The 22,426-nt window shown below is 62.1% G+C and carries 25 protein-coding genes; 6 read left to right on the top strand and 19 right to left on the bottom strand.

The features are described 5' to 3' along the window. Positions 1 to 70: 70 nt before the first annotated feature. Together purM and purN are read left to right on the top strand one after the other, a co-directional pair. Positions 71 to 1,165, top strand: a complete 1,095-nt coding sequence (purM, locus tag LB513_RS04370; protein ID WP_224662243.1) for a phosphoribosylformylglycinamidine cyclo-ligase — start codon at positions 71 to 73, stop codon at positions 1,163 to 1,165. Beyond that, positions 1,162 to 1,875, top strand: coding sequence for a phosphoribosylglycinamide formyltransferase (purN, locus tag LB513_RS04365; RefSeq protein ID WP_224662242.1), 714 nt, complete (start codon positions 1,162 to 1,164; stop codon positions 1,873 to 1,875). The genes purM and purN overlap by 4 nt, the downstream gene beginning before the upstream one ends. 172 nt (positions 1,876 to 2,047) lie before the next feature. On the opposite strand, the gene LB513_RS04360 is transcribed toward purN, so the two are convergent. The 12 genes from LB513_RS04360 to LB513_RS04305 form a co-directional block, all read right to left on the bottom strand. Then, positions 2,048 to 2,272, bottom strand: coding sequence for a DUF680 domain-containing protein (locus LB513_RS04360; protein ID WP_224662241.1), 225 nt, complete (start codon positions 2,270 to 2,272; stop codon positions 2,048 to 2,050). Between the two features lie 51 nt (positions 2,273 to 2,323). Beyond that, complete coding sequence (locus tag LB513_RS04355; protein ID WP_224662240.1) at positions 2,324 to 2,548, bottom strand: DUF680 domain-containing protein; 225 nt, start codon at positions 2,546 to 2,548, stop codon at positions 2,324 to 2,326. Positions 2,549 to 3,041: 493 nt separating this feature from the next. Next, positions 3,042 to 3,365, bottom strand: a complete 324-nt coding sequence (locus LB513_RS04350; protein WP_224662239.1) for a DUF1036 domain-containing protein — start codon at positions 3,363 to 3,365, stop codon at positions 3,042 to 3,044. Between the two features lie 51 nt (positions 3,366 to 3,416). Then, the gene (locus tag LB513_RS04345; protein ID WP_224662238.1) at positions 3,417 to 3,644 is read right to left on the bottom strand and encodes a hypothetical protein; all 228 of its coding nucleotides are present in this window, start codon (positions 3,642 to 3,644) and stop codon (positions 3,417 to 3,419) included. A 206-nt stretch (positions 3,645 to 3,850) separates the two neighbouring features. Continuing rightward, the gene (locus LB513_RS04340) at positions 3,851 to 5,941 is read right to left on the bottom strand and encodes an ATP-dependent helicase (protein ID WP_224662237.1); all 2,091 of its coding nucleotides are present in this window, start codon (positions 5,939 to 5,941) and stop codon (positions 3,851 to 3,853) included. Positions 5,942 to 6,022: 81 nt separating this feature from the next. Next, a complete protein-coding gene (locus tag LB513_RS04335; RefSeq protein WP_224662236.1) occupies positions 6,023 to 6,187 on the bottom strand; it encodes a hypothetical protein in 165 nt (54 codons plus the stop codon). A gap of 486 nt (positions 6,188 to 6,673) precedes the next feature. Next, positions 6,674 to 8,782, bottom strand: coding sequence for a molybdopterin-dependent oxidoreductase (locus LB513_RS04330; protein WP_224662235.1), 2,109 nt, complete (start codon positions 8,780 to 8,782; stop codon positions 6,674 to 6,676). An 82-nt stretch (positions 8,783 to 8,864) separates the two neighbouring features. Continuing rightward, a complete protein-coding gene (locus LB513_RS04325) occupies positions 8,865 to 10,742 on the bottom strand; it encodes an ABC-F family ATP-binding cassette domain-containing protein (RefSeq protein WP_224662234.1) in 1,878 nt (625 codons plus the stop codon). Positions 10,743 to 10,872: 130 nt separating this feature from the next. Continuing rightward, positions 10,873 to 11,325, bottom strand: a complete 453-nt coding sequence (locus LB513_RS04320; RefSeq protein ID WP_224662233.1) for a MucR family transcriptional regulator — start codon at positions 11,323 to 11,325, stop codon at positions 10,873 to 10,875. 162 nt (positions 11,326 to 11,487) lie between these two features. After that, the gene (locus tag LB513_RS04315) at positions 11,488 to 11,688 is read right to left on the bottom strand and encodes a hypothetical protein (protein ID WP_224662232.1); all 201 of its coding nucleotides are present in this window, start codon (positions 11,686 to 11,688) and stop codon (positions 11,488 to 11,490) included. Continuing rightward, the gene (locus tag LB513_RS04310; RefSeq protein ID WP_224662231.1) at positions 11,681 to 12,613 is read right to left on the bottom strand and encodes a DMT family transporter; all 933 of its coding nucleotides are present in this window, start codon (positions 12,611 to 12,613) and stop codon (positions 11,681 to 11,683) included. The genes LB513_RS04315 and LB513_RS04310 overlap by 8 nt, the downstream gene beginning before the upstream one ends. Before the next feature lie 43 nt (positions 12,614 to 12,656). Further along, positions 12,657 to 13,490 (bottom strand): hypothetical protein, encoded by an 834-nt coding sequence (locus LB513_RS04305; protein WP_224662230.1) that lies wholly within the window; start codon positions 13,488 to 13,490, stop codon positions 12,657 to 12,659. Between the two features lie 110 nt (positions 13,491 to 13,600). Between LB513_RS04305 and LB513_RS04300 the strand changes: the two genes are divergently transcribed. Further along, positions 13,601 to 14,542 carry a LysR substrate-binding domain-containing protein gene (locus tag LB513_RS04300; RefSeq protein WP_224662229.1) on the top strand — a complete coding sequence of 314 codons (942 nt, stop codon included), beginning with the start codon at positions 13,601 to 13,603 and terminating at the stop codon, positions 14,540 to 14,542. A 101-nt stretch (positions 14,543 to 14,643) separates the two neighbouring features. Here the strand turns inward: LB513_RS04300 and LB513_RS04295 are convergent, their stop codons facing one another. Next, positions 14,644 to 15,156 carry a DinB family protein gene (locus LB513_RS04295; RefSeq protein WP_224662228.1) on the bottom strand — a complete coding sequence of 171 codons (513 nt, stop codon included), beginning with the start codon at positions 15,154 to 15,156 and terminating at the stop codon, positions 14,644 to 14,646. A gap of 60 nt (positions 15,157 to 15,216) precedes the next feature. Here LB513_RS04295 and LB513_RS04290 point away from each other — a divergent pair, with 60 nt between their 5' ends. Then, entirely contained in the window at positions 15,217 to 15,909 is a 693-nt protein-coding gene (locus LB513_RS04290; RefSeq protein ID WP_224662227.1) for a glutathione S-transferase family protein, read from the top strand. A gap of 71 nt (positions 15,910 to 15,980) precedes the next feature. Here LB513_RS04290 and LB513_RS04285 read toward each other — a convergent pair whose 3' ends face one another. After that, a complete protein-coding gene (locus LB513_RS04285; protein WP_224662226.1) occupies positions 15,981 to 16,238 on the bottom strand; it encodes a DUF2934 domain-containing protein in 258 nt (85 codons plus the stop codon). Between the two features lie 195 nt (positions 16,239 to 16,433). Here LB513_RS04285 and ndk point away from each other — a divergent pair, with 195 nt between their 5' ends. After that, the gene (ndk, locus tag LB513_RS04280; protein ID WP_224662225.1) at positions 16,434 to 16,856 is read left to right on the top strand and encodes a nucleoside-diphosphate kinase; all 423 of its coding nucleotides are present in this window, start codon (positions 16,434 to 16,436) and stop codon (positions 16,854 to 16,856) included. Positions 16,857 to 17,030: 174 nt separating this feature from the next. Here ndk and LB513_RS04275 read toward each other — a convergent pair whose 3' ends face one another. From LB513_RS04275 to LB513_RS04255, 5 genes are all read right to left on the bottom strand, one after another. Next, positions 17,031 to 17,507, bottom strand: coding sequence for a molybdenum cofactor biosynthesis protein MoaE (locus LB513_RS04275; RefSeq protein ID WP_224662224.1), 477 nt, complete (start codon positions 17,505 to 17,507; stop codon positions 17,031 to 17,033). 3 nt (positions 17,508 to 17,510) lie between these two features. Beyond that, entirely contained in the window at positions 17,511 to 17,768 is a 258-nt protein-coding gene (moaD, locus tag LB513_RS04270; RefSeq protein WP_224662223.1) for a molybdopterin converting factor subunit 1, read from the bottom strand. 1 nt (position 17,769) lies between these two features. Next, positions 17,770 to 18,366 (bottom strand): CDP-diacylglycerol--glycerol-3-phosphate 3-phosphatidyltransferase, encoded by a 597-nt coding sequence (gene pgsA / locus LB513_RS04265; protein ID WP_224662222.1) that lies wholly within the window; start codon positions 18,364 to 18,366, stop codon positions 17,770 to 17,772. Between the two features lie 158 nt (positions 18,367 to 18,524). Beyond that, on the bottom strand, positions 18,525 to 20,588 hold the full coding sequence (gene uvrC / locus LB513_RS04260) for an excinuclease ABC subunit UvrC (RefSeq protein ID WP_224662221.1): 2,064 nt from the start codon (positions 20,586 to 20,588) through the stop codon (positions 18,525 to 18,527). Continuing rightward, complete coding sequence (locus tag LB513_RS04255) at positions 20,585 to 21,349, bottom strand: SDR family oxidoreductase (protein ID WP_224662220.1); 765 nt, start codon at positions 21,347 to 21,349, stop codon at positions 20,585 to 20,587. Before LB513_RS04255 ends, uvrC begins: the two co-directional genes overlap by 4 nt. Before the next feature lie 413 nt (positions 21,350 to 21,762). Here LB513_RS04255 and LB513_RS04250 point away from each other — a divergent pair, with 413 nt between their 5' ends. Continuing rightward, positions 21,763 to 22,425 (top strand): outer membrane protein, encoded by a 663-nt coding sequence (locus LB513_RS04250; RefSeq protein ID WP_224662219.1) that lies wholly within the window; start codon positions 21,763 to 21,765, stop codon positions 22,423 to 22,425. The last annotated feature ends 1 nt before the right edge of the window (position 22,426 follow it).

Below are 22,426 nucleotides of genomic sequence, written 5' to 3'. Positions count from 1 at the left end.
GCCTCGGTCGTTATCCTTGCGGACCGAAACCGTTCATGCGAAGAGCCCGAAAACGAGCAGGGAAAGTGCGATGACCAACCGTGACACGGGCCAGCCCGACACCGGCAACCGCGAGAACGGGCTCACCTATGCCGAGGCCGGCGTCGATATCGACGCCGGGAACCTCATGGTCGAGAAGATCAAGCCTCTGGTGCGCGCGACGCGCCGCCCGGGTGCCGATGGCGAGATCGGCGGCTTCGGCGGCCTTTTCGACCTCAAGGCGGCCGGCTTCACCGATCCGGTTCTCGTGGCGGCCAATGACGGCGTCGGCACCAAGCTGAAGATCGCCATCGATGCCGGCAAGCACGACACAATCGGCATCGACCTCGTCGCCATGTGCGTCAACGACATTGTCGTACAGGGCGCCGAACCCCTGTTCTTCCTCGACTATTTCGCCACCGGCAAGCTCGACCCCGAACAGGGAGCGGCCATCGTCGGAGGCATTGCGGAGGGCTGCCGGCAGGCCGGCTGCGCGCTGATCGGCGGTGAAACGGCCGAGATGCCCGGCATGTATCACGGCAAAGACTATGATCTGGCCGGTTTTGCGGTTGGGGCGGCTGAGCGCGGGCAGTTGCTGCCCACAGACGATATCGTCGAAGGCGACGTTCTGTTGGGGCTCGCATCGTCCGGACTGCATTCCAACGGTTTTTCACTGGTGCGCCGCATCGTTGCCACCAGCGGCATCGCCTGGGGCGGTGCGGCACCGTTCAACGATGACGCAAGCCTTGCGGAGGCGCTGCTCGAGCCGACGCGCATCTATGTGAAATCGATCCTGAAAGCCATCCGCAACACGCATGGCATCAAGGCGCTGGCCCATATCACCGGCGGCGGCTTCCCGGAGAACATTCCGCGCGTGCTGCCCAAGGACTTTTCGGCGGAGCTCGACCTCGAGGCGATCGACGTGCCGCGCGTTTTTTCGTGGCTTGCCAAGACCGGCGGCGTGGCGCCGGAAGAGATGATGCGCACCTTCAACTGCGGCATCGGCATGATCCTGGCGGTCGCATCCGGTCAGGCGGCACAGGTAGCCGCCGTGCTGCAGGAGGCCGGCGAAACGGTGACGCCGATCGGTCGTATCGTTCCTCGCCGCGACGCCGGCGTCATTTATCGGGGTTCGATCGGCCTATGAACATGCAGAGAAAGCGAACAGTCATCCTGATTTCCGGGCGTGGCTCAAACATGACGGCGCTGATCGCGGCGGCCAGCGATCCGGCCTTCCCGGCCGAAATCGTCGGCGTCATTTCAGATAAAGCGGATGCCGTTGGCCTCGGCATCGCCAAGGCGCGCGGCATCCCCACCGAGGTCGTTGCCCGCGCAGACCACGGCAGCAAGCAGGCGCATGACGCGGCGATCGGAGCAGCGCTCTTGGCTTTCAATGCCGAAATCGTGGCGCTGGCCGGTTACATGCGCATCCTCACCTCCGGACTGGTGCAGAAATGGCAGGGGCGTATGATCAACATCCACCCTGCCCTGCTGCCGGGGTTCAAGGGGCTCGACACTCACGCGCGCGCGCTGGCCGCCGGCCTGCGCATCCATGGCTGCACAGTGCATTTCGTCACCTCAGAAATGGATGACGGCCCGATCATTGCGCAAGCGGCCGTGCCGGTGGTGGTCGGCGACACCGCCGATACGCTGGCGGCGCGTGTTCTAAAGGCCGAGCACCAACTCTATTCGCTGGCGTTGAGGCTGGTCGCCGAGGGTAAGGCGCGGATGGAAGGCGGCCGCACCGTTCTTGCCCATTTCGACGACGATGCCGACAACGGCACTTCGCTGGTGATGGCACCGAACCCGCAGCGCGAGGAAGCCGACCTGGAACATTTGGCGCGGATTACGCTCTGAGCCGGGAGATGCCGATAAACCAGCAGCTTGGGATTGGCCACGCAAAATCGAGTCGGGAACACCCGTACAGAGATTATCTGCATAATAGGCGACGGACGCCTATCCACATTGCGCAAAAACAAGAGCGGTGGGCCAAGCCCACCGCTCTTTGTGTATTCCAAGGTCTTGGAGATCAGCGACCCCAGATGCCCTGGCCAGACTGAGCCGGCACGTTGGCGTTGGCGTCACCCTGGGCCTGGTCGGACTTCAGGATGGAACCGGTGTAAGTCGTGTCGACGTTGGTCGACTGGTCGGCAACCGGCTGGTTGACGTTGTCGGAACCAAAGTTATCGCTGCCGGCAAAAGCGGTGCCTGTTGCGACAAGGATGGCGGCGGCGGTAAGAGCGATCTTGGTCATTGTAATACTCCAATCTGAAATTTGTACTTGTGGGAGTTGTGGACGCTGAACTCAGCGCCCCCAGATGCCTTGGCCCGATTGAGCGGGTACGTTTGCATTGGCGTCACCCTGCGCCTGGTCGGACTTGAGGATCGAACCGGTGCGAGTGGTGTCGACGTTGGCCGACTGGTTGGGAACCGGCTGATTCACATTGTCGGAACCGTAGTTTCCGCTGCCCGCAAATGCGGTGCCGGTTGCAACGAGAATTGCGGCGGCGGTCAGTGCGATCTTGGTCATTTTGAGTACTCCAGTATGCTTTTGTTCTGTCCATCTAGTGGCGTGCCCTTGGGAGGAATTCGCGTCGCTTGGACCACCCCGAAATGGGTGGAGAGGCTTATATGTTCCAATCACGAAGATGTGCCCCGCCGAGTCCGATCCGGGTCTTGAAAACTGTGTCCGCTTCGAGCGGTCAGAATTTTGTCTTCCAAATCATGATGTTATAGGAACCGTGCTTTGGCATGGCATCACGCCAGCAGGCCCGGCGTTCATCCAGGGTGCACGGTCTGTCAACATAAATCGAACCGAACGGTTCGGTTTGAATGGATTTCGGTGTCACGGGCGCGTCTTTGCAGCCGACTATCGCCGGTCGGTGCACGCGGTTGAGCCGGCTACGAGCGCTATGGCAGAGAGATCATCCGGGTCTCATACCGGTCACTCGGGCCAGCTTGCCGCGCATATCGTGTTCGCGTGTTATTCCCCACCCGGTCTCGCAGCGATGGGGCGGCCTCGGCTACAGACGGATGTAGAGGTTCGAGGGCTTGTTGGCTCCGCCGTCGATGAGGCGAAATCCCAAGCGCCTGTCCGGCAACCCACTGAAGTTGGGGTTGTTCAACAGGCCGATGCACGCCTGAAATCGCGGCTGGGGACAATCCACCGGCCCGTATGGGCCGCCCCAGACACGACCGTCGGACGCCTCGGCATAGAAGGCAAGATAGCGGTTGTCGGTATCGATGGTCGTCTTGATGGTTTTTCCGAAATCTACCTGCCACCATCCCTGGACGTACCAGTCGCCACCGCCGGAGCCGCCGCATATGTCAGGCGCATAGGTCATCATGCTCACCCAGATGGGACCTTGAGTCTTGCCGACAAGGTGGATCCGCACCCGTCATGCCCCCTTCTTGGTGGAGGCCGCTTTCAGGCGCTGCGCGAGTGAAACCCGGCTGATGGTCTTCAGGTTCACCATGGGTGGAATATTGGCTCCCTCGGCGACTTTCATCCTCTTGATGGCAGCATGCGACTGCCAGCCATGATCGAGGACAAATTCCGCGTCCGTGCCGGATTCGGGGACAAGCTCGAAATCTCCCGGTCCGACGCCATCATCCTCACCTGCCATCGCTGCGTCCTCTCGCTTCAGGGAGTACCGATCGGGTCAGAGTGGGAACCAGCCGTCTCTTTGACCAGTCGTCAAATGACGACCATCGTCGTTTATCCACGGTCTCCCTCGATGTTGGATCGTTTCAAACACGGCGAGAATCGGATGAGGTGCCTGGCCAACCGACAGGGGACCGGCGTTATGCCTGGTGTGCCGTTGCCGGCGATCTATTTCCACATGCCGCGCATGCGGGCGCCGATATCGACGCGCACCTCAGGCCGGGCCGCCCTGCCCTGCGCGGCCTGCGCGCCCGGCCACGCCATCTGCTCGAAGGCGCCCAGAATGGAAGCGGGAATGAATCGCGTGCGCGAGGCGTAGACGTGGCGATCGCCTCGCGCTGCCTGCCCGTGCGTGAAGAAGCGTTGGGGCATGACCAGGTTGAGACTGTCCTTGGCCCGCGTCATCGCCACGTAGAGCAGGCGGCGTTCTTCATCGATCTCTTCCCTGGTTCCGACTCCAAGGTCGGCCGGAATGCAACCGTCGACGGTGTTGAGGACAAAGACGTTCTTCCATTCCTGACCCTTGGCCGAATGGATGGTCGACAGGATCAGATAATCCTCGTCGCGATGCGGTGGACCGGCCTGGTCACTCGTCGCATCCGGCGGATCTAGCGTCAGTTCGGTGAGAAACCGCTCGCGCGAGGCATAGGCCGCGCCGATCTGCTCGAGCTGAAGGAGATCGGCACGGCGCGTGGTCGCGTCCTCATGGAAGCGTTCCAGATGCGGCTCATACCATAACCTGACTTGCTCGAGGTCAGCCGGCCATTTGGCGCCGGCGCGCAGGCCGGAATAAAGCGAGACGAAAGCCGGCCAGTCGTCCGCGGCGCGTTGCGGCGGACGCCATCCGGCCAAGCCCATGGCTTCGTCAAGCGCTGTCGTCATCGTCTCGACGATCTGCGCGGCGGCCGAGGGCCCGATGCCCGGCAAAAGCTGCAGCACACGAAATCCGGCGACCCGGTCGCGCGGGTTTTCCGCGAAACGCAACACCGCCAGCACGTCCTTGACGTGTGCGGCATCGAGGAACTTCAGCCCGCCAAACTTGACGAAAGGAATGTTGCGGCGGGTCAGTTCGATCTCCAGCGGACCGCTGTGATGCGAGGCGCGGAACAGCACCGCCTGGGATTTCAGCGCTGTGCCTCCCTCGCGCTCTGCCAGGATCGTATCGCAGACGAAGTTGGCCTGCTCGACCTCGTCGCGCACGCTCACCAGTCTTGGCCTGTCCGTGGATTTGCGCTGCGACCAAAGGTTTTTCGTAAAGCGCTCCGAGGCCTCGCCGATCACCGCGTTCGCGGCGGCCAGAATCGTCTCGGTGGAGCGGTAATTGCGCTCCAGCATGACCACGTCGGCGGCCCGGGCGAACTGCTTGGGAAAGTCGAGGATGTTGCGCACTTCGGCGGCTCGGAACGAATAGATGGATTGCGCGTCGTCGCCGACCACGGTCAGTCCGGCGCCGTCGGGTTTCAGCCCCATCAGGATCGAGGCCTGCAACCGGTTGGTGTCCTGATATTCATCCACCAGAACGTGGTCGAAGCGTCCCCCGAGATGGACTGCTATCTCGGGCTCGGCCGCCATTTGCGCCCAGTAGAGCAGAAGATCGTCGTAATCGAGCACGTTCTGCGCCTGCTTGGCTTCGACATAGGAAGCGAAAAGTTCTTTCAATTGATCGGCCCAGCCAGCGCACCAAGGGAATGCGGCGCCCAGGATTTCGCCGAGCGGCGCCTGCGCGTTGACGGCGCGCGAATAGATGGCCAGGCAGGTGCCTTTGGTTGGAAAGCGCGATTCCGTCTTGGAGAAGCCGAGTTCATGGCGCACGAGGTTCATGAGGTCGGCGGAATCTTCGCGGTCGTGGATGGTGAAGGCCGGATCCAAGCCGATCTCCAGCGCGTAATCGCGCAACAGCCGCGCGCCGATGCCGTGGAAAGTGCCGGCCCAGGTCAGCGCATCGGTAACCACGGCAGCGTCACGACCGAGCACTTCGCCTGCGATGCGCTCGACACGCTTTGCCATTTCGGACGCGGCGCGGCGGGAAAATGTCATCAACAGAATGCGGCGGGGATCCGCACCCTTTACGATAAGGTGGGCGACACGGTGCGCCAGCGTGTTGGTCTTGCCGGAGCCCGCGCCCGCGATCACCAGCAGGGGACCGCCGATCTTGCCGTCGCCGTGCTCGACGGCAAGACGTTGGGCGTCGTTCAGACGGGCCAGATAAGGCGGTATGGTCGGGTCGCGAAACGTCGAATCAGATGCGGCGAGGCTCATCGCCCATCAAGCATCGTTTCCACTTTGTTCGCAACGCCGATGGCAGTTCCGCCGCGCCGATCGTCGGCTAGGGCGGCCGGGCTAACGACGCGCGTTGGCCGCCGACTGCCGACGCAACGCGCCCCGGTCATTTTGCGGTGGCGGCAGCAGGAGCGGATCTACCGCGTCCGGGACATCCTGGATCATTCGCTGGGTGACGCGGTAAGCGACATAGACCAAAGCGCCGGTGACAAGCAGACGAAACATGGCGGGATCTCCGTTGGAGCAGAAGGAACCGGCAAATTGACATTTGGTTCCTTTCTCCACCCGGTGACGGTGGCGCTGGAAGGTGGACCAAAATTCAGCTATGCCACGGTCTTCCCGTCCATGTCGGCGAGGCAGTCTTCAAGCAGTTCCAGACGGGACTTCGCGTTGCGTAATTCGTGCCCGGCTTCGAACCGCCCACGCCGCCCCTTGGATGATGCCGCCATGAGTTCGCACTCGAGTTCCGCGATGCGCGCACGCACGCGACGAGCCTCGTCCCGGCGTATTTCCTTTATCCATCCCCGCCCGCGCATCGATCGTCCTGCCAGTCCCCAAAGGCAGGCAGGACCATGCAGGGAAGACCCTAGTTTCCCGCAATCCCAAACGATATAAATTTAACTTCTGCTAAATTAGCATCGCAACGATGTAGCCAGATCGAGCGGAGGTGACGCTGGCAATGAAACTGTTCTTGAGCCGGCGGGCCACGGTTCAACTTGCCGCGCGCAGCCACACCTTGTTATCATGGAAGGCAGCCCCGCCATATGGCGCCGGCGCATCGGCGCCCGTGAGCACATTTATGCCCTCGCCGCGCTCATGAGCGCTGTTCGGCCAGATGCCCTCGGCGATGACGACGCCGCGCTTGATGCCGTCGAACAGTTTGGCGTGCAGCACCACCTCGCCGCGCTGGTTGCCGATTTCGACACGGTCGCCGTCGGCGAGCCCATGAGCGGCGGCATCGTCCGGATGCAGAAGAAGTTCCGGGCGGCCTTCCTTGGCCCTGGATACCGGCGTCTCGGCAAAGGTCGAGTTGAGAAAATTGCGCGCCGGCGAGGTCGCCAGGCGGAATGGATGCGCCTCGTCGGCGGCCTCGATGAGATCGACGTGATCGGGGAATTCCGGCAGGCTCTCCACCGGGCCCAACAGACCCATGCTTTTTGGCGGCCGGTTGGGTGCCGCCTGCCCGCGCCAATTGGCGCGGAAGTGAAACTTGCCGTCGGCATGGCCAAAGCCGTTGATGAAATGCGCTGCCTCGAAATCCGGCTGCAGGTCGACCCATTTGTCTTCCTTCAGACTGTCGAAGCTGCCCAGTCCGCGCTTGCCGAGGATGATGTCGATGTGCTGCTGCTCGGTGAGACCGAACCCTGGCCGGTCGGCGACGCCCAGGCGCCGAGCCAGTTCCTCGATGACGAAATGGTTGGTGCGGGGCCCTTCCGGCGGCTCGATCAGCTTCGGGCCGAGCGTGATGTGCTGGTTGCCGCCACCCTTGTAGATGTCGTCATGCTCCAGAAACATGGTTGCGGGCAGCACGACATCGGCGAGTTTCGCGGTGTCGGTCATGAACTGCTCGTGCACGCAGGTGAACAGGTCGTCGCGCAGAAAGCCCTGTCTCACCAGCCGCTGCTCAGGCGCGACATTGGCCGGGTTGGTGTTCTGGATCAGCATCGCCGTCACCGGCGGCCCTCCGTAGAGAGCGTCCGCCGCTCCGGTCAGCACCGGGCCGGTGCGCGACTGGTCGAGGTAGCGGATCGAGGGATCCCGCATTTTCGTGCCTTCCAGCACATCCTGATTGAGCCTGAAGATGCCGGAATTCGAATGAAAGGCACCGCCGCCCTCATATTGCCAGCAACCGGTGACCGCGGCTATCGACGCTGCCGCATGCATGTTGGCAGAACCATTGCGCTGGCGCGAGAAACCATAGCCGAGGCGGAAATAGGTTTTCTTGGTTGTGCCAACGATGCGGGCGAAGGCTTCGATCTCGGCCACGGTCAAGCCAGTGATCGCGGCTGCCCATTCCGGCGTGCGGGTCCGAAGGTGCGCTTCAAGCCCGGCAGGATCGTCGGTATATTTCGAGAGATAGGCGCGGTCCGCCATGCCTTCCCTGAACAGAACATGCATGACCGCGCAGGCCAAGGCGCCATCGGTACCGGGCTTCAGCGCCAGCCCGAGATCGGCCTGCCTCATCGTCGCGTTCTCGTAGACGTCGATGACGATGATCCTGGCACCACGCTCCTTGCGGGCCTTGATGGCATGGGTCATCACATTGACTTGGGTGACCACGGCGTTGGTGCCCCAGATCACGACGCAATCCGATTTCGCCATTTCGCGCGGATCGGGCCCGCGCAAGGCACCTACCCCCATCATCCAGCCGGTCCAGGCCAGGTTGGTGCAGATAGACCCGAAAAAGCCCGAGTATTTTTTCGCATGACGCAGCCGGTCGATGCCATCGCGCTGCACCAGGCCCATCGTGCCGGCGTAGTAGTAGGGCCAGACAGTCTCAGAGCCGTATTTTGCCTCCGCCGCGATGAACTTTTCGGCGACGAGATCGAGGGCGGCTTCCCAGCTGGATTCTTTCCAGGCGCCCTCGCCCTTGGCGCCGGCACGGATCAGCGGCTTCAGCAACCTGTCGGGATGATGGACGCGGTCGGCATAGCGCGCGACCTTGGCGCAGATGACGCCCGCGGTGTAGCTATTGGCCTTGGCGCCATGGACGCGGCCGATGCGGTTGCCATCAAGCAGCTCGACCTCGAGCGCGCAGGTCGAAGGACAATCATGCGGACAGGCCGAATGGCCGATACGAAGCTTGGCGTGCTGGTTCATCGGGGCAGATTAGCGGGTTTCGGTGTCGGCGTGTAGGGCCAGATGACCCGTCAAACTGCTCCCTCGTGGGGAGATTACGCACTCACTCCGCCGTACCTTCCTCATACTCCGCCGACATGGTCAGCCATTTTTCTTCATGGCCTGCCAGCGTTTGCGCGAGTTGCGAGCGTTCCTTGGCCAGCCGCGTCGCCGTCGAGGGATCCTTTTCGTAGATCGCAGGGTTGGCCAGTTCGTCCTCAATGCCGTCGATGCGCTTGCGCAGGCGGTCCATCAGCGCCTCGGTGGCGCGGATCTCCTTCGCCAGGGGTTCGAAAGTGGCGCGGCGCGCTGCGGCGTCGCGGCGACGGTCGGCCTTCGAGGCCTTGTCCGCCTCGCGCTTGCCGCGGCGGTCGCCCGATACGCCGGTGACCAGCGTCTTGTAGTCCTCGAGATCGCCGTCATACGGATTGACCGCGCCCTCCTTGACCAGCCAAAGCCGGTCGGCCGTCGCCTCCAGGAGATGGCGGTCATGCGAGATCAGGATCACCGCGCCCGGAAACTCGTTCAGCGCATGGATCAGCGATTCGCGGCTGTCGATGTCGAGATGGTTGGTCGGTTCGTCGAGGATGAACAGGTTCGGACCCTCGAACGCCGAGAGGCCCATGAGCAGCCTCGCCTTCTCGCCGCCGGATAGGTCCTTGGCGGGAGTGTTCATCTTCTCGGTCGACAGGCCGAACTGGGCGACGCGACCGCGCACCTTGGATTCCGGAGCCTCAGGCATCAGCCGGCGCACATGCTCGTAAGCGTTTTCCTCCGGGCGGAGATCGTCGAGCTGATGCTGGGCGAATATCGCCACCTTCAGGCCAGGCGCCACCGTCATGGTGCCGCTCTCCTGCTTGAGCCGGCCCGACAGCAATTTGGCGAAGGTCGACTTGCCGTTGCCATTGGCGCCAAGCAACGCGATGCGATCGTCTGCATCGATGCGCAGCGTCATCTTCTTCAGGATCGGCTGGCCTACGGTGTAGCCGACATTGACGTTGTTCAGCGCCACGATCGGCGAAGCCACCGTCTTTATGGGCTCTGGAAACGAGAATGGCCGCACCGTGTCGTTCACGATGGCGGCGATCGGCTTCATCTTCTCCAGCGCCTTGATGCGCGACTGCGCCTGCCTGGCTTTCGAAGCCTTGGCGCGGAAGCGCTCGACGAACGATTCCATATGCTTGCGGGCGGCCTCCTGCTTGACGCGCCCCTTCTCCTGCAATTCCTTCTGTTCCGCGTACTGGCGCGCGAACTGGTCATAGCCGCCCCGCCAGAAAGTCAGCTTCTTCTGGTCGAGATGGACGATCGAGTTGACGGCGCGGTTGAGCAGGTCGCGATCATGCGAGATCAGAAGCACGGTGTGCGGATATTTCGACACATAGTTTTCCAGCCACAAGGTGCCTTCGAGATCGAGATAGTTGGTCGGCTCGTCGAGCAGCAGCAGATCGGGCTCGGAAAACAACACCGCGGCAAGCGCGACGCGCATGCGCCAGCCACCGGAGAAGGACGAGGCCGGGCGCCGCTGCGCGGCATCATCGAAGCCAAGCCCGGCAAGGATTGTGGCGGCGCGGGACTCGGCCGAATGCGCGTCGATGTCGGCCAGCCGCATGTGGATATCGGCGATGCGGTTTGGGTCGGAGGCCGTCTTTTCCTCTTCGAGGAGCGCCGTGCGCTCAAGGTCCGCCTTGAGCACGATCTCGATCAACGGATCCTCGGTGCCGGGCGCCTCCTGCGCCACCTGGCCGATGCGCGTGTTCTTGGGCAGGCTGATCGAGCCTGTCTCGGAGGCGAGATCGCCCGTGATGGCCTTGAACAGCGTCGTCTTGCCGGTGCCGTTGCGGCCGACCAGGCCAGCCTTGGTGCCGGCCGGCAGGATCAGCGAGGCATGGTCGAGAAGCAGGCGTCCGGCCATGCGGAGCGAAAGGTCAGAGATAACTAGCATGGTGGCGCTTTTGCACCGGACACCGGCGCTTCGCAAGACCTTGCGGGCCAGTTGGCCGCGCAAGGCATGAAAACGGCGCCCGCAAAGGCGCCGTCAGCTGTAGTCAGGGTTTTGCCCGTCCGGGTACCCGTCAGGCCGTGGCCTTGCCTCGCTTGGTCGGCTTGGCAACGGCGAGCGGCGCCGCGGCCGGCTTGCGGCCAAGTCCCGTGGATTTTGCCAAGGCCGACCGTGTCGCCGAATAGTTCGGCGCCACCATCGGATAGTCCGGCGGGAGGCTCCATTTCGCCCGATAGTCGTCGGGGCTCAGGCCATAGTCGGTCCGGAGATGCCGCTTGAGCGACTTGAACTTCTTCCCGTCCTCCAGACAAATAATGTAGTCGGGAAATACCGACTTTTTCGGGTTCACGGCGGGCACCAGGCTTGGGCTCTCCACGACGGCCGTGCCTGCCAGTTTTCTAACCGAGGCGCTGACGCTGGCGATCAATTCGGGCAGCCCGGACGCCGGCAGCGGATTGTTGCCGACATAGGCAGAGACAATATCCGCCGTCAGCTCGATAACAGTCTTATCATCGATATTAGACAATTATTTCACCTTGCTTATGACAAAGTCATCTAATGCTTAGAAGACTTGTGTCGGTGTATCTTTTTGGCTTTTGTCCCCCAACGGACAGCCAAGCCTCAATAAGGAATCGAGACTCGGCAGAAGTGTTTTCACCGGAAATCGAGCTCGTGCAAATTAGAAAATCTAATACTTCGCAATAGCAGAGTTGGCGGCCGTTCGGTCGGCCAGGATCTCGAGAATACGCTTCCAGCGGGCGCAACGGGCGAAGTCCTTTTGCTGTATTGCCTTTTGCGCCTTCATAGCCGCGTGGAGCGTCGCTTCGGCGCCGAACTCCGTGATCAACCGATCGGCCTCGCGCGCGGTAAGGTCATCGTCGTCAACCATGGTTTCCGGCCTCCGAACGCTCCATACCAACGGCAATGCAGCTGCCGATGACCAGGACAGCTCCGGCGATCGCGGTCATCGTCAGCCGTTCGCCCGACAAGGTCAGCAGCACGGTCGAGGCGATCGGCGTGAGATAGGCGATGACCGCCACCCTGCCGCTGCCTCCGAGCTTCAAGGCGTGCGCCCAGAAATAGTATCCCAACCCCATGGGACCGGCGCCCAGATAGAGCCCCAGTGCAAAGTCCGCGCCGGTGGGCCAGGGGACGGCCTCCCAGGCACACCAAAGAAACGTCAAGGCGACACCGATCAGCGACGATGGCAGCAATAGCCGCTCCGGCGAGGTGGCCACCCTTCCGACCGCGACCGAATAGAAGGCCATGCACAGCGCGGAGCCGAAGGCGGCGAGATAGCCGAAGGGATGTCCTTGCAACCAGAAATGGGCCCGCCCGCCCGAAATCACGAGCCCGACGCCGACCAGGCCCAGGCCAGCGGCCAGGCCCAGCAGTGCCGGGCGCCGCGGATTTTCCAAGACTATGGCCGCGGCGGCGACCATCAATGGCCAGGTGTAAGCCACCAGATTGGCTTCGATAACCGGAACCGAAGCGAAGGCGGCATATTGCAGCACCATGGTGCCGACCAAACCGACAAAGCCGACAGCCGTCGCGACGAGCATGGCAGAGAGCCCCACGGGCGGCGGCGCCCTGTCCCGGCTAACCGACCGGATGACCGCGAAGACCAGCGCGGCACCGGCGAATTGCAGGAATTGAACCTGCGACACCGGATGGTTCGCCAACAAGGTCTTGCCGGCCAACGCGTTGCTCGACCACAAGGCGACCGCACCGGCGGCGAAGCCCAGCGCCGATATCGGGCGCCGCGGTCCGAGCCGGCACGTCCCGCTTAGGGCTTCATCCCTGCGCTTCACCATGGCCGGGCCGGAGCCGGCCTCCCTTTTCGAAGCCCGGGATCGCCTACCATGTCTCCCTGGCCATGGCTGTGACCGGCGCGTCGACAGCAGCCAGCACGGAACGCTCCTGCTGGAACCGTCGATATGCCGGCAGCTGATTGGTCCAGACATCCTCGGCAAGTTCGTTGACCCATTCGCGGTCATGATCATTGTCCGCGGCGAGATAGAACATGCGGTTGTCATCGACATAGGGTTTTGTCACGGAGCGCTGGTTGAGCACGAGCGTGACGCGTTCGCCGAACTGGATCGGAGCCGTACGATGCAGCACGCCAAGAAACTGGCCCAGCGTGGCATAGTTCATCTTGTGGTCGATGCGCATCACCCGGTTGCGCGGGATCTGACGGCCGGACTCTAGGATGGCGCGCCCGGTCTCCGAATCATCGCAATAGATCTCAAGATGGCCGCCAACGAGCGGATTGCTGATCGACAGGGGAATGAGTTCGGTGACCGGAACGCCATCGCAATGCCATTCGACCGCGCCGTCCCTGGGATTCATAAAGGTGACGGTCGAGCCGACGATCGACAGCGGGTACGGCTCGAGCTTGGTGCCCATCATGTCGGACAACCGCTCCAGGCGAAGCTTGTCGTGCAACAGTTCCTTGATCTCGGGAATGAACCGGTCGGCACCGGTGATGAAGGTCAGATCGAGGTGCTTGTGCACGGCGTGGCTGGCTTTGAGTTTTAGAGCGGCTTGCTCGATCGCGGCCAGCAGAGCCTGGTCATAGCCATGAAGAAACTGCGCGACACCGAAGCTCGACACTTTCCAGGCGGTGTCGTGGCCGATGATCGCTTCACGGCTCATCGCATAGCGAAGTTCGGGGATGGTGTGGGCGTTCATTCTACTTCTCCAGCACAGGGAAAACACTTGGTTAACAGTCGATTAGTTCACCCACCCCTGTAAAATTAGAAATGCTGGTGCTAGAGTAAGCCCAGCTTAAGGTCGAACCCGTGCGTCTGCTCAGTCAGGTCAATCTCAATTCGCTGAAGATCGTGGAAAGTGCTGCAAGGCACGGTAATTTCACGCGCGCCGGCGAAGAACAGTTCATCACCGCTTCGGCGGTGAGCCAGCGGGTCAAAAGCCTTGAGGATCAGCTTCGATTCAAGATCTTTCTGCGTGGCGGCAACGCCGTTTCACTGACCCCGGAGGGCGAGACCTACGTCTCGCGCGTTCGCGAGGCGCTTGAACGGATCGTCGCCGCAAGCATGGAGGCGACAGGCCAGTCGCAGGAGCACGTGCTGAAGATTTCGGTGCTGCCGACCTTTGCGGCGCGCTGGCTGTTTCCGCGGCTGCCGCTGTTCCAGCAGCAATATCCCGATATCGTGATGCGGGTTTCGACGTCCTACGCGACGCATGAGTTCACGACATCCGATTTCGATCTCGAGATCCGCTACGGCGACGGCCACTTTCAGGGGCTACCGTCCGATCTCCTGTTTCGAGAAGACCTGACGCCGGTGTGCAGCCGGAAGCTGTTCCATGAGGTTCTCGGAGACAAGCCGCTGTCGAAGGTCACACCCGACGACCTCAAGCACTTCACCCTGCTGCATTCCGACACCTGCACGCAGAATTGGCAATCATGGCTTGGCTTCGCCGGGGCCAGTTTCGTGCTCAGCGAAACCAAGAGCATCTATTTCGACTCCTGCATGATGTCCTACGAGGCGGCCAATGCCGGCATGGGTTTCGCCGTCGCCAATCGCGCCTATATGTCGAAAGACATCCTTGCCGAAAGGCTGGTGGCTCCGTTTGCCGTCCACCATCCGAACACGGCCGGCTGGTATTTTGTCTGCCCGCAAAAGTCTTTTGGAGCTCGCAAGGTGCAGTTGTTCAAGCAATGGGTTATGGCGGAAGCGGCCTTGACGCAGAGCCAACTCAACAAAGAGGTCCATAGCTGAATACGGGTCGACCGGTGGCCTTCGGCACGGTTTTCCCGGGATTGCTCCAGGCTTGACTGACGCAATTGCTAAGGGGAGCGCCATGCGCTCCGGGCATGTCTCTAGGCGTACTGCCTGCCCTCAGGGGTTCGTTGGAAGTTTATCAAGTCCAGCGCCACGCTGGGCTTGCCGAGCATCGTCAAGATCGTATGCGCCTGGCCACGATGATGCGTCTGGTGGTTGAACAGGTGGGCGAGCGCCGGCGCCAACCGTTGCGATACCGTACGCATGTCCGAGACCGTCATATAGGCGAACCGGCCGGCCAGCGCCATGTCGCTTAGACCGCCGACCCAGTCGATGATCCTCTGGTCCTCGGCTTCTCGCGTCATGCGCAGCACGGGCAAGGCCCGATGCATGATCGCATCCAGCGCCGTCGGCGCGTCTCCCTCTCCGGTAAAGCGTTTCATCCAGATGCGATCGGTCACCAGGAGATGATTGAGCGTGCCGAGCATCGAACGGAAAAAGGCGCCCACGTCACGGTTGTATTCCTCGTCGTCGAGCGTGGCAGCGGCATCGAAGATGCGGTTGTTGGCCCATTGATTATAGGCCGCGAACATCATGAAATGCTGTCTCATGGCTTCCCCTCGGCACGCGTCGACAAGGGGCCTACCTAACCTGCGAGGACGCGCACGCCAATGACCATTCTGCTCTATGATCTCGTCGGACATGACGCCACACGTCCGTTCAGCCCGCATTGCTGGAAGGTGGCGATGTCGCTTGCGCACAAAGGGCTGGACCGGTCGAGCGTGCCGACGCGCTTTCTTGAGGTTCCAACCGTCGAGGGCGGCGTCTCGAAGACCATTCCGGTGATACGCGACGGCGAAAAGGTGGTCGCTGATTCCTTCGCCATCGCTCTCTATCTGGATGAGGCCTATCCGCAGTTGCCGACGCTGTTTGGCGGCGAAGGCGGCAAGGCGATGGCGCGCTTCGTCGAACGGTGGACCCAGCTGACCATTCATCCCTATGTGACGACCGCAGCGATCATGGACCTGTATGAGATGCAGGACGAGGAGAACGCCGCCTATTTCCGCCGAAGCCGGGAGCAGCGCCTTGGCAGAAGGCTGGAGGACGTCGTTAGCGCGAGAGACGCCGGTCTGGCGGCCTTTCGTGTCGCCCTTGAGCCGCTACGCTCCCTGCTCGCTCAGCAGCCATTCATCGGCGGCGCATCGCCGCTGTTTCCCGATTACATTGTGTTCGGCGCCTTGCAATGGGCACGCATAGCCACGCCTTACACTTTGCTCGAGGACGGGGACCTCGTGGCACAATGGTTCTCCCGCTGCCTCGACCTGCATGGCGGACTTGGACGAAAGGTTGCCGCAGCGGCGTGACGCCACGACGCTTTAGCCTGAAGACCTGGAGGCCTTGGTCCGTCCCGCGGACCAAGGCCAAGCGGCCGGATCTACTTAGCGGACTTCTTAGGCTTGTCGGCCTTCGGCCTGCTGGCTTTGGGTTCGCTGGCCTTTTCTAGCTTGGAACTAGTTTTTGCCTTGCCAGCGGCGGCTGCCTTCGTGGCTTTCGACGGTTTCCCGGCGCTATCCCGGTCGATGTCTTGGGCGGCCTGGCGCCAATGGCGCTCGTGATGGCCGGCCGGTTGCCCCTCCTCCTCCCAGATTTGGTGCGCACGCTTGCGAATGCGCTCCTGACGATCGTCTGTCATGGTCGTTTGTCTCCATTCGCGCCGACTTCAGCGTGGCGCCGACAGCACACTATAGCAAGCAAAGAACGGCTGTGTAGCCGTCTGCAATCGGCTTTCAGTCCGCCTCGTCGGTCCTCCACGCCCCTTGGCAATGGGCCGGGCGGCTTGTATAGAGCCCGCCACTCCCAATTCCCATTCTCATCACAAGGACGACCCATGGCGATCGAACGCACCTTTTCCATGATCAAGCCGGACGCGACCCGGCGCAATCTCACCGGCGCCATCACCAAGATGCTGGAGGATGCCGGCCTGCGCGTCATCGCTTCGCGTCGGGTGTGGATGAGCCGCCGCGAGGCCGAAGGATTCTACGCTGTGCACAAGGATCGCCCGTTCTTCGGCGAACTGGTCGAGTTCATGTCGTCGGCCCCGACCGTCGTGCAGGTCCTGGAAGGCGAGAACGCCATTGCGCGCAACCGCGAAGTGATGGGTGCCACCAACCCGGCCAATGCCGCCGAAGGCACCATCCGCAAGGTGCACGCAATGTCGATCGGAGAGAATTCGGTGCATGGTTCCGATGCGCCGGAAACCGCAGCGCAGGAAATCAAGTACTGGTTCTCGGACACCGAAGTCGTCGGCTGAGCCGAACTTGCTGGATTACAAGAGAAAGGGCCGGCACCGCGCCGGCCCTTTTTCTTATGCCCGGCCAGCGGCGCATCGAAAAGCCCCCGTTGCCACACGCTCCCTGACCCAGACTGGAAATGTCCAATCCGGTCCCCGGCCGACACTCGGCCAGCAGATTGGCCAGCCCTTACCCTATTCGGATGACGGCCAGCGGCGCGCGGCGTTGGCGTCGGTATCCTTGGCGTCGACCCAGCCGCCCTCAGAGCCGTCAGCGCGATGCTCCTTCTTCCAGAAGGGCGCACGCGATTTGAGATAATCCATAAGGAAGTCCGCCGCCTCGAACGCGGCCTGGCGATGGGTCGACGCAGTGACCACGAGAACGATATTCTCGCCCGGCCGGATTTTGCCGTGCCGGTGGATGACGGTGAGCCCCTGCAACGGCCAGCGCGTAAGAGCTTCGGCCGCAATGCGCTTGATTTCCGCCTCCGCCATGCCGGGATAATGTTCGAGTTCCAGGGCCGAGAGCGTGCCCTTTTCGTCGCGGCAAAGGCCGGAGAACGTCACCACGGCGCCGATGTCGGTGCGGTCCTGCGTCAGGCTGGCGATCTCGGCGGCGATGTCGAAATCCTGGTGCTGAATCCGCACCTTTGGCACCAGGCCGTCCGGCATCGATCAGCCCCCGGTCATCGGCGGGAACAGCGCGATCTCGCGCGCGCCCGATATTTTCTCGCGGTGGTCGACATGTTCCTGGTTGATGGCGACGCGGATCACGTCTGGATATTGCAGCGCATGCTCGTATGCCTCGCCACGCGATTTCAGCCAGCGTAGGAGGTCGGCGACGGTGTCGATCCCCTCAGGCAATTCGACATCCTCCTCCGGCATGCCGATCCGCTCTCGCACCCAGGCAAAGTAGATGAGCCGGGTGGTCATCTCATTCGTCCATGATGTGCTTGAGGCCGGCGCGAAAATAGTCATAGCCGGTGTAGAGCGTAACCAGGGCAGCGATCCATAGCAGCACCAGTCCGGTTTGTGTCGTCAGCGGGAAGATCTTGTCGCCGGCCGGTCCGACCAGCAGGAACGCGATGGCGACCATCTGGATCGCGGTCTTCCATTTGGCAAGCTGCGTTACCGGCACCGAAACCTTGAGCGCCGCCAGATATTCGCGCAGTCCCGAGACGAGGATCTCGCGGCACAGGATGATGATCGCCGCCCATAGCGACCAACCGGCAATGCCGGCATGGCGGTCGGTGTCGGCGGCCAGAAGCAGCAGGCAGGTTGCGACCAGCAGCTTGTCGGCGATCGGGTCGAGCATTTTGCCGATGTTGGACGTCTGCTGCCAGGCGCGCGCCAGATAGCCGTCCAGATAATCGGTAATGCTGGCCAGCAGGAATATGATCAGCGCCGACCAGCGGGCGAAGTCGCTGGACTTCAGATGGCCTTCGAGAAAGAAGCACAGGACCACCAGCGGCACCGCGACGATGCGGGCGTAGGTGAGCATGTTGGGCAGGTTGAATGCGCGCTTGGCCATGTCGGGGAACTCTTTCTGCCTGCCTACTCAAATCAGAAGCTGGTGTAGGGGGTCAACAGGCCAGAATCGACTGGCCAGCCAAAAATACCGTAAGCCGCGCCCAGGGCATGATGCACGGTGCCGTGCCAAAACCGCTACACACTTTTGAGCGATGTGCATCAACTCTCGTGAAAATGATTGTAGACCAGCTTCGCAACCTGTTCTGAAATACCGCCGACCTTTCTGAGATCCTCGATGGCGGCGCGGCTGACCGCCTTGGCTGTTCCGAAATGCATCAGCAGGGCGCGCTTGCGGCCCGGGCCGATCCCACTGATCTCGTCGAGCGGGCTCTTGACCATCTCCTTCTTGCGGCGCGCCCGATGCGAACCGATGGCGAAACGATGCACCTCGTCACGCAGGCGCTGGACGAAATAAAGCACGGGATCGCGGACCGGCAGCGAAAACGAATCCCTGCCCTTGACGAAGAAGCGCTCGCGGCCGGCGTCGCGATCCTGTCCCTTGGCGATACCGATCGCCACGACCCGATCCTCGATGCCGAGATCGGAGAGGATCTTGCGCACAGCCGTCATCTGTCCCTGGCCGCCGTCGATCAGGATCACGTCGGGCCAGGCCGGGAAGCCGCCGGAAAGGTCGTCTTCGACGTCATCCTCCCCCGCAGCTTCGTCGACCACCCCGCCATCGCCATGCTCCTTTAGAAGCCGCGAGAATCGCCGCTCCATCACTTCGCGCATCATGCCGAAATCATCGCCGGGCGTGATCTCGGTCGAGCGGATATTGAACTTGCGATACTGATTCTTGACGAAGCCCTCGGGCCCGGCGACGACCATGGCGCCGACGGCATTGGTGCCCATGATGTGCGAGTTGTCGTAGACCTCGATGCGCACCGGCGGCTTGGGCAGGCCGAAGGTCTCGGCGAATCCGGCAAGAAGACGAGCTTGCGTGGATGTTTCGGCCAGCCGCCTGCCGAGCGCTTCGCGCGCATTCTGCAAAGCGTTGTCGGTCAGGTCCTTCTTCTCGCCGCGTTGCGGAACCGAGATCGATACCTTGCGACCGGCGCGGGTCGATAGCGCCTCGGCAAGCAGTTCCTGGTCTTCGACGCCATGCGAGAGCAGAATGACGCGCGGCGTCGGCTTGTCGTCGTAGAACTGCGCCAGGAACGAGCCCAGCACCTCCGCCGCCTCCAGCGCCGGATCTGCCTTGGGGAAGTAGGCGCGATTGCCCCAGTTCTGGCCGGTGCGGAAGAAAAACACCTGGATGCAGACCTGTCCGCCCTCCTGATGGATGGCGAAAACATCTGCCTCGTCGACAGTCGCCGGATTGATTCCCTGATGGCTCTGGACATGCGACAGCGCCGCGAGTCGGTCGCGATAGATGGCGGCGCGTTCGAAATCGAGGTCCTGCGAGGCCTGCTGCATGGCGGCGGAAATTTCCGTCTTCACCTTCTGGCTGCGGCCGGAGAGAAAGTCCTTCGCCTCGGCGACCAGTTCAGCGTACTCGACATGCGATATCTCGCCGGTGCAGGGGCCCGCGCAGCGCTTGATCTGGTAAAGCAGGCAGGGACGCGTGCGGTTCTCGTAGAACGAATTCGTGCAGCTTCGCAGCAAGAATGCGCGCTGCAGCGAGTTGATGGTGCGCCCGACCGCGCCGGCAGAAGCGAACGGGCCGAAATAGTCGCCTTTGCGCGAGCGCGCGCCCCGGTGCTTGTAGATGCCGGGTGAGACGTGATCTCCGGTCAGGAGGATATAGGGGAACGACTTGTCGTCGCGCATCAGCACATTGAATCTGGGCCGTAGGCGCTTGATAAGATTGGCTTCGAGCAGCAGTGCTTCGATCTCGGTGCGGGTGACGACGAACTCCATCGTCGACGTCTCGCGCACCATGCGGCCGATCCGATTGGTGTGGAATCGCCCTTGCGCATAATTGGTGACGCGCTTCTTAAGGCTGCGCGCCTTGCCAACATAGAGCACGTCGCCAGCGGCGTTCATCATCCGGTAGACGCCGGGTGCGTTGGGCAGCCGCTTGACCAGCGTCTGGATCACTTCGGCGCCGACCATGCCCTCGGCGTCGCCGGCATGCGGCGTCCAGTCGATGGCGGTGAAGGCGACGTCCGGGCCGACGGGTTCGACGATTTCGTCCAGCGACTCATCCTCGACGTCGAGTTCGACGTCAGGAGGCATGTCGTCGCCCTGGCGTGGCCTGTTTTTTTGATCGGTGGGACTCATTGCGCCATGCCTGTCACATCGGGCGTCTGCCATGCAAGATGCTGGCCGCCATCAAGCGCGATCATCTGGCCGGTGATCGACCGCGCTTCCCAGAGATAACGGATTGTGGCGCCGAATTCAGCCAATTGAGGGCCGCGCCCAAGGATCAAGCCATCGACCTGCGCGGCAAAATCGCTTGCGTCCTGGCGGGCACTCTTCAGGGCCGGCCCCGGACCGATGCCGTTCACGCGGATGCGCGGCCCAAGGGCCTGTGCCATCATCTGAGTTTCCGTCCACAAGGTCGATTTCGACAGCGCATAGGAGAAATAAAGTGGGGTAGGTCGCCACACACGCTGATCGATGATGTTGACGATCAGTCCCTCCTGCCCCTCGGGCAGCGCACGGGCAAAATCCCGGCCCAGAAGGGCCGGTGCCTTCACATGGACGGCAAAATGTCGGTCCCAGGCCTTCCAGTCGAAATCCAGAACCGAATCGTCCTCGAACAGGGATGCGTTGTTGACAAGCAACGACACGGGTCCGAGGGCCGCTTCCGCCTGGCCGATAAGATCGCCGGCGGCGCCCATGTCGGTAAGGTCGGCGGCGACCACCGCCGCGCGGCCACCGGCCACCACGATCGCGTCGGCCAGCGCCTGGGCTTCGTCGCGCGAGCGGTGGCAGTGAATGGCAACGGCGAAACCATGGCCGGCTAGATCCTGGACGACCGCCCTGCCGATCCTTTTCGCGCCGCCCGTCACAAGCGCGGTGCCAGTGGCTTTGCTCATTCGCTGTCAACCCTCAATTGTGGTCCGAAAAATACCCCGCCGGCGAATTATGGCCCTCCATCCGTTAAACGGCGTTCGCACGTTGGGCAGCACTGTGGCGATGAGGCCAATCTCGCCACCAAACGCATTCCCGGTGGCACGATCGCCGCCCAAATATAGGTGGCCAGAGTCCTTGTACCAAGCGGCGTGCAGCGCAACACGGATGATCTACTGACATCTCGCTGTTGCGAAGATGCAACGTCAAGGTTCGGCCTCATTCGCGCCGGGGAATGACCCAAGTTCAGGTTCGCTTCAGCCGCATTTTGACACGACATTTGGAACCGACGAACGCCAGATCCGTTTCACCCCCCGGACGGGTTGATGGCGATCGTGAGAAAAAAGCCTGTGTCCTGTGGCTTAAGGAGTAAAGAACAATGCAAGCCGATCTCAAATTTGCACGGCCGCTGGCCGTAGCTCTGGGCCTCTTCGCCCTTACTGGAACTGCCTATGCCGCGGACGTCGTTTCCGAGGAACCGCCGGCACCCGCGCCGATAGCTGAACTGCCCGTCGCGTCCTGGGCCGGTCCTTATGCCGGTCTTAACGTTGGTTATGGTTTCAGCGGCCATACCAAGGAGAAGGATCTGGGTATCGACAACGTTGACGTCGGTACCAAGGGTTTCGTCGGCAGCGTCTTCGGCGGCTATCAGTGGCAGCAGGAGAACTTCGTCTACGGTGCTGAAGGCGAACTCGGCTATAATGGCGTCAAGGGCGATGAGCGTGGCGTTAATTCCAAGGCCGGCTTCGAGGGCTCCTTGCGAGCCCGTCTCGGCTATGCCATGACGCCGGAAATCCTGCTCTACGGTACCGGCGGTCTTGCCGGAAGGAGCTTGAAGGTTGAAGATAACACGTACGGCTCGGACCGCGCGACCATGCTTGGCTGGACGGCCGGCGTCGGCACCGACATCAAGCTCACCGACAATGTGTTCGGTCGCGTCGAATATCGTTACACCGATTTCGGCAGCAAGAGCTTTGATGGCATCGGCAAGGTCAAGGCCACCGATAACCGCGTTACCTTCGGCGTTGGCATGAAGTTCTAAG

Source organism: Mesorhizobium sp. ES1-1, assembly GCF_020164785.1.
Classification (GTDB): Bacteria; Pseudomonadota; Alphaproteobacteria; order Rhizobiales; family Rhizobiaceae; genus Mesorhizobium.
This window is presented reverse-complemented; position numbering and strand designations above follow the sequence as displayed.

Coding starts and splice junctions, on each gene's coding strand:
- purM (WP_224662243.1), top strand. CDS start 71: ATGACCAACCGTGACACGGGCCAGCCCGACACCGGCAACCGCGAGAAC.
- purN (WP_224662242.1), top strand. CDS start 1,162: ATGAACATGCAGAGAAAGCGAACAGTCATCCTGATTTCCGGGCGTGGC.
- LB513_RS04360 (WP_224662241.1), bottom strand. CDS start 2,272: ATGACCAAGATCGCTCTTACCGCCGCCGCCATCCTTGTCGCAACAGGC.
- LB513_RS04355 (WP_224662240.1), bottom strand. CDS start 2,548: ATGACCAAGATCGCACTGACCGCCGCCGCAATTCTCGTTGCAACCGGC.
- LB513_RS04350 (WP_224662239.1), bottom strand. CDS start 3,365: ATGATGACCTATGCGCCTGACATATGCGGCGGCTCCGGCGGTGGCGAC.
- LB513_RS04345 (WP_224662238.1), bottom strand. CDS start 3,644: ATGGCAGGTGAGGATGATGGCGTCGGACCGGGAGATTTCGAGCTTGTC.
- LB513_RS04340 (WP_224662237.1), bottom strand. CDS start 5,941: ATGAGCCTCGCCGCATCTGATTCGACGTTTCGCGACCCGACCATACCG.
- LB513_RS04335 (WP_224662236.1), bottom strand. CDS start 6,187: ATGTTTCGTCTGCTTGTCACCGGCGCTTTGGTCTATGTCGCTTACCGC.
- LB513_RS04330 (WP_224662235.1), bottom strand. CDS start 8,782: ATGAACCAGCACGCCAAGCTTCGTATCGGCCATTCGGCCTGTCCGCAT.
- LB513_RS04325 (WP_224662234.1), bottom strand. CDS start 10,742: ATGCTAGTTATCTCTGACCTTTCGCTCCGCATGGCCGGACGCCTGCTT.
- LB513_RS04315 (WP_224662232.1), bottom strand. CDS start 11,688: ATGGTTGACGACGATGACCTTACCGCGCGCGAGGCCGATCGGTTGATC.
- LB513_RS04310 (WP_224662231.1), bottom strand. CDS start 12,613: ATGGTGAAGCGCAGGGATGAAGCCCTAAGCGGGACGTGCCGGCTCGGA.
- LB513_RS04305 (WP_224662230.1), bottom strand. CDS start 13,490: ATGAACGCCCACACCATCCCCGAACTTCGCTATGCGATGAGCCGTGAA.
- LB513_RS04295 (WP_224662228.1), bottom strand. CDS start 15,156: ATGAGACAGCATTTCATGATGTTCGCGGCCTATAATCAATGGGCCAAC.
- LB513_RS04290 (WP_224662227.1), top strand. CDS start 15,217: ATGACCATTCTGCTCTATGATCTCGTCGGACATGACGCCACACGTCCG.
- LB513_RS04285 (WP_224662226.1), bottom strand. CDS start 16,238: ATGACAGACGATCGTCAGGAGCGCATTCGCAAGCGTGCGCACCAAATC.
- ndk (WP_224662225.1), top strand. CDS start 16,434: ATGGCGATCGAACGCACCTTTTCCATGATCAAGCCGGACGCGACCCGG.
- LB513_RS04275 (WP_224662224.1), bottom strand. CDS start 17,507: ATGCCGGACGGCCTGGTGCCAAAGGTGCGGATTCAGCACCAGGATTTC.
- moaD (WP_224662223.1), bottom strand. CDS start 17,768: ATGACCACCCGGCTCATCTACTTTGCCTGGGTGCGAGAGCGGATCGGC.
- pgsA (WP_224662222.1), bottom strand. CDS start 18,366: ATGGCCAAGCGCGCATTCAACCTGCCCAACATGCTCACCTACGCCCGC.
- uvrC (WP_224662221.1), bottom strand. CDS start 20,588: ATGAGTCCCACCGATCAAAAAAACAGGCCACGCCAGGGCGACGACATG.
- LB513_RS04255 (WP_224662220.1), bottom strand. CDS start 21,349: ATGAGCAAAGCCACTGGCACCGCGCTTGTGACGGGCGGCGCGAAAAGG.
- LB513_RS04250 (WP_224662219.1), top strand. CDS start 21,763: ATGCAAGCCGATCTCAAATTTGCACGGCCGCTGGCCGTAGCTCTGGGC.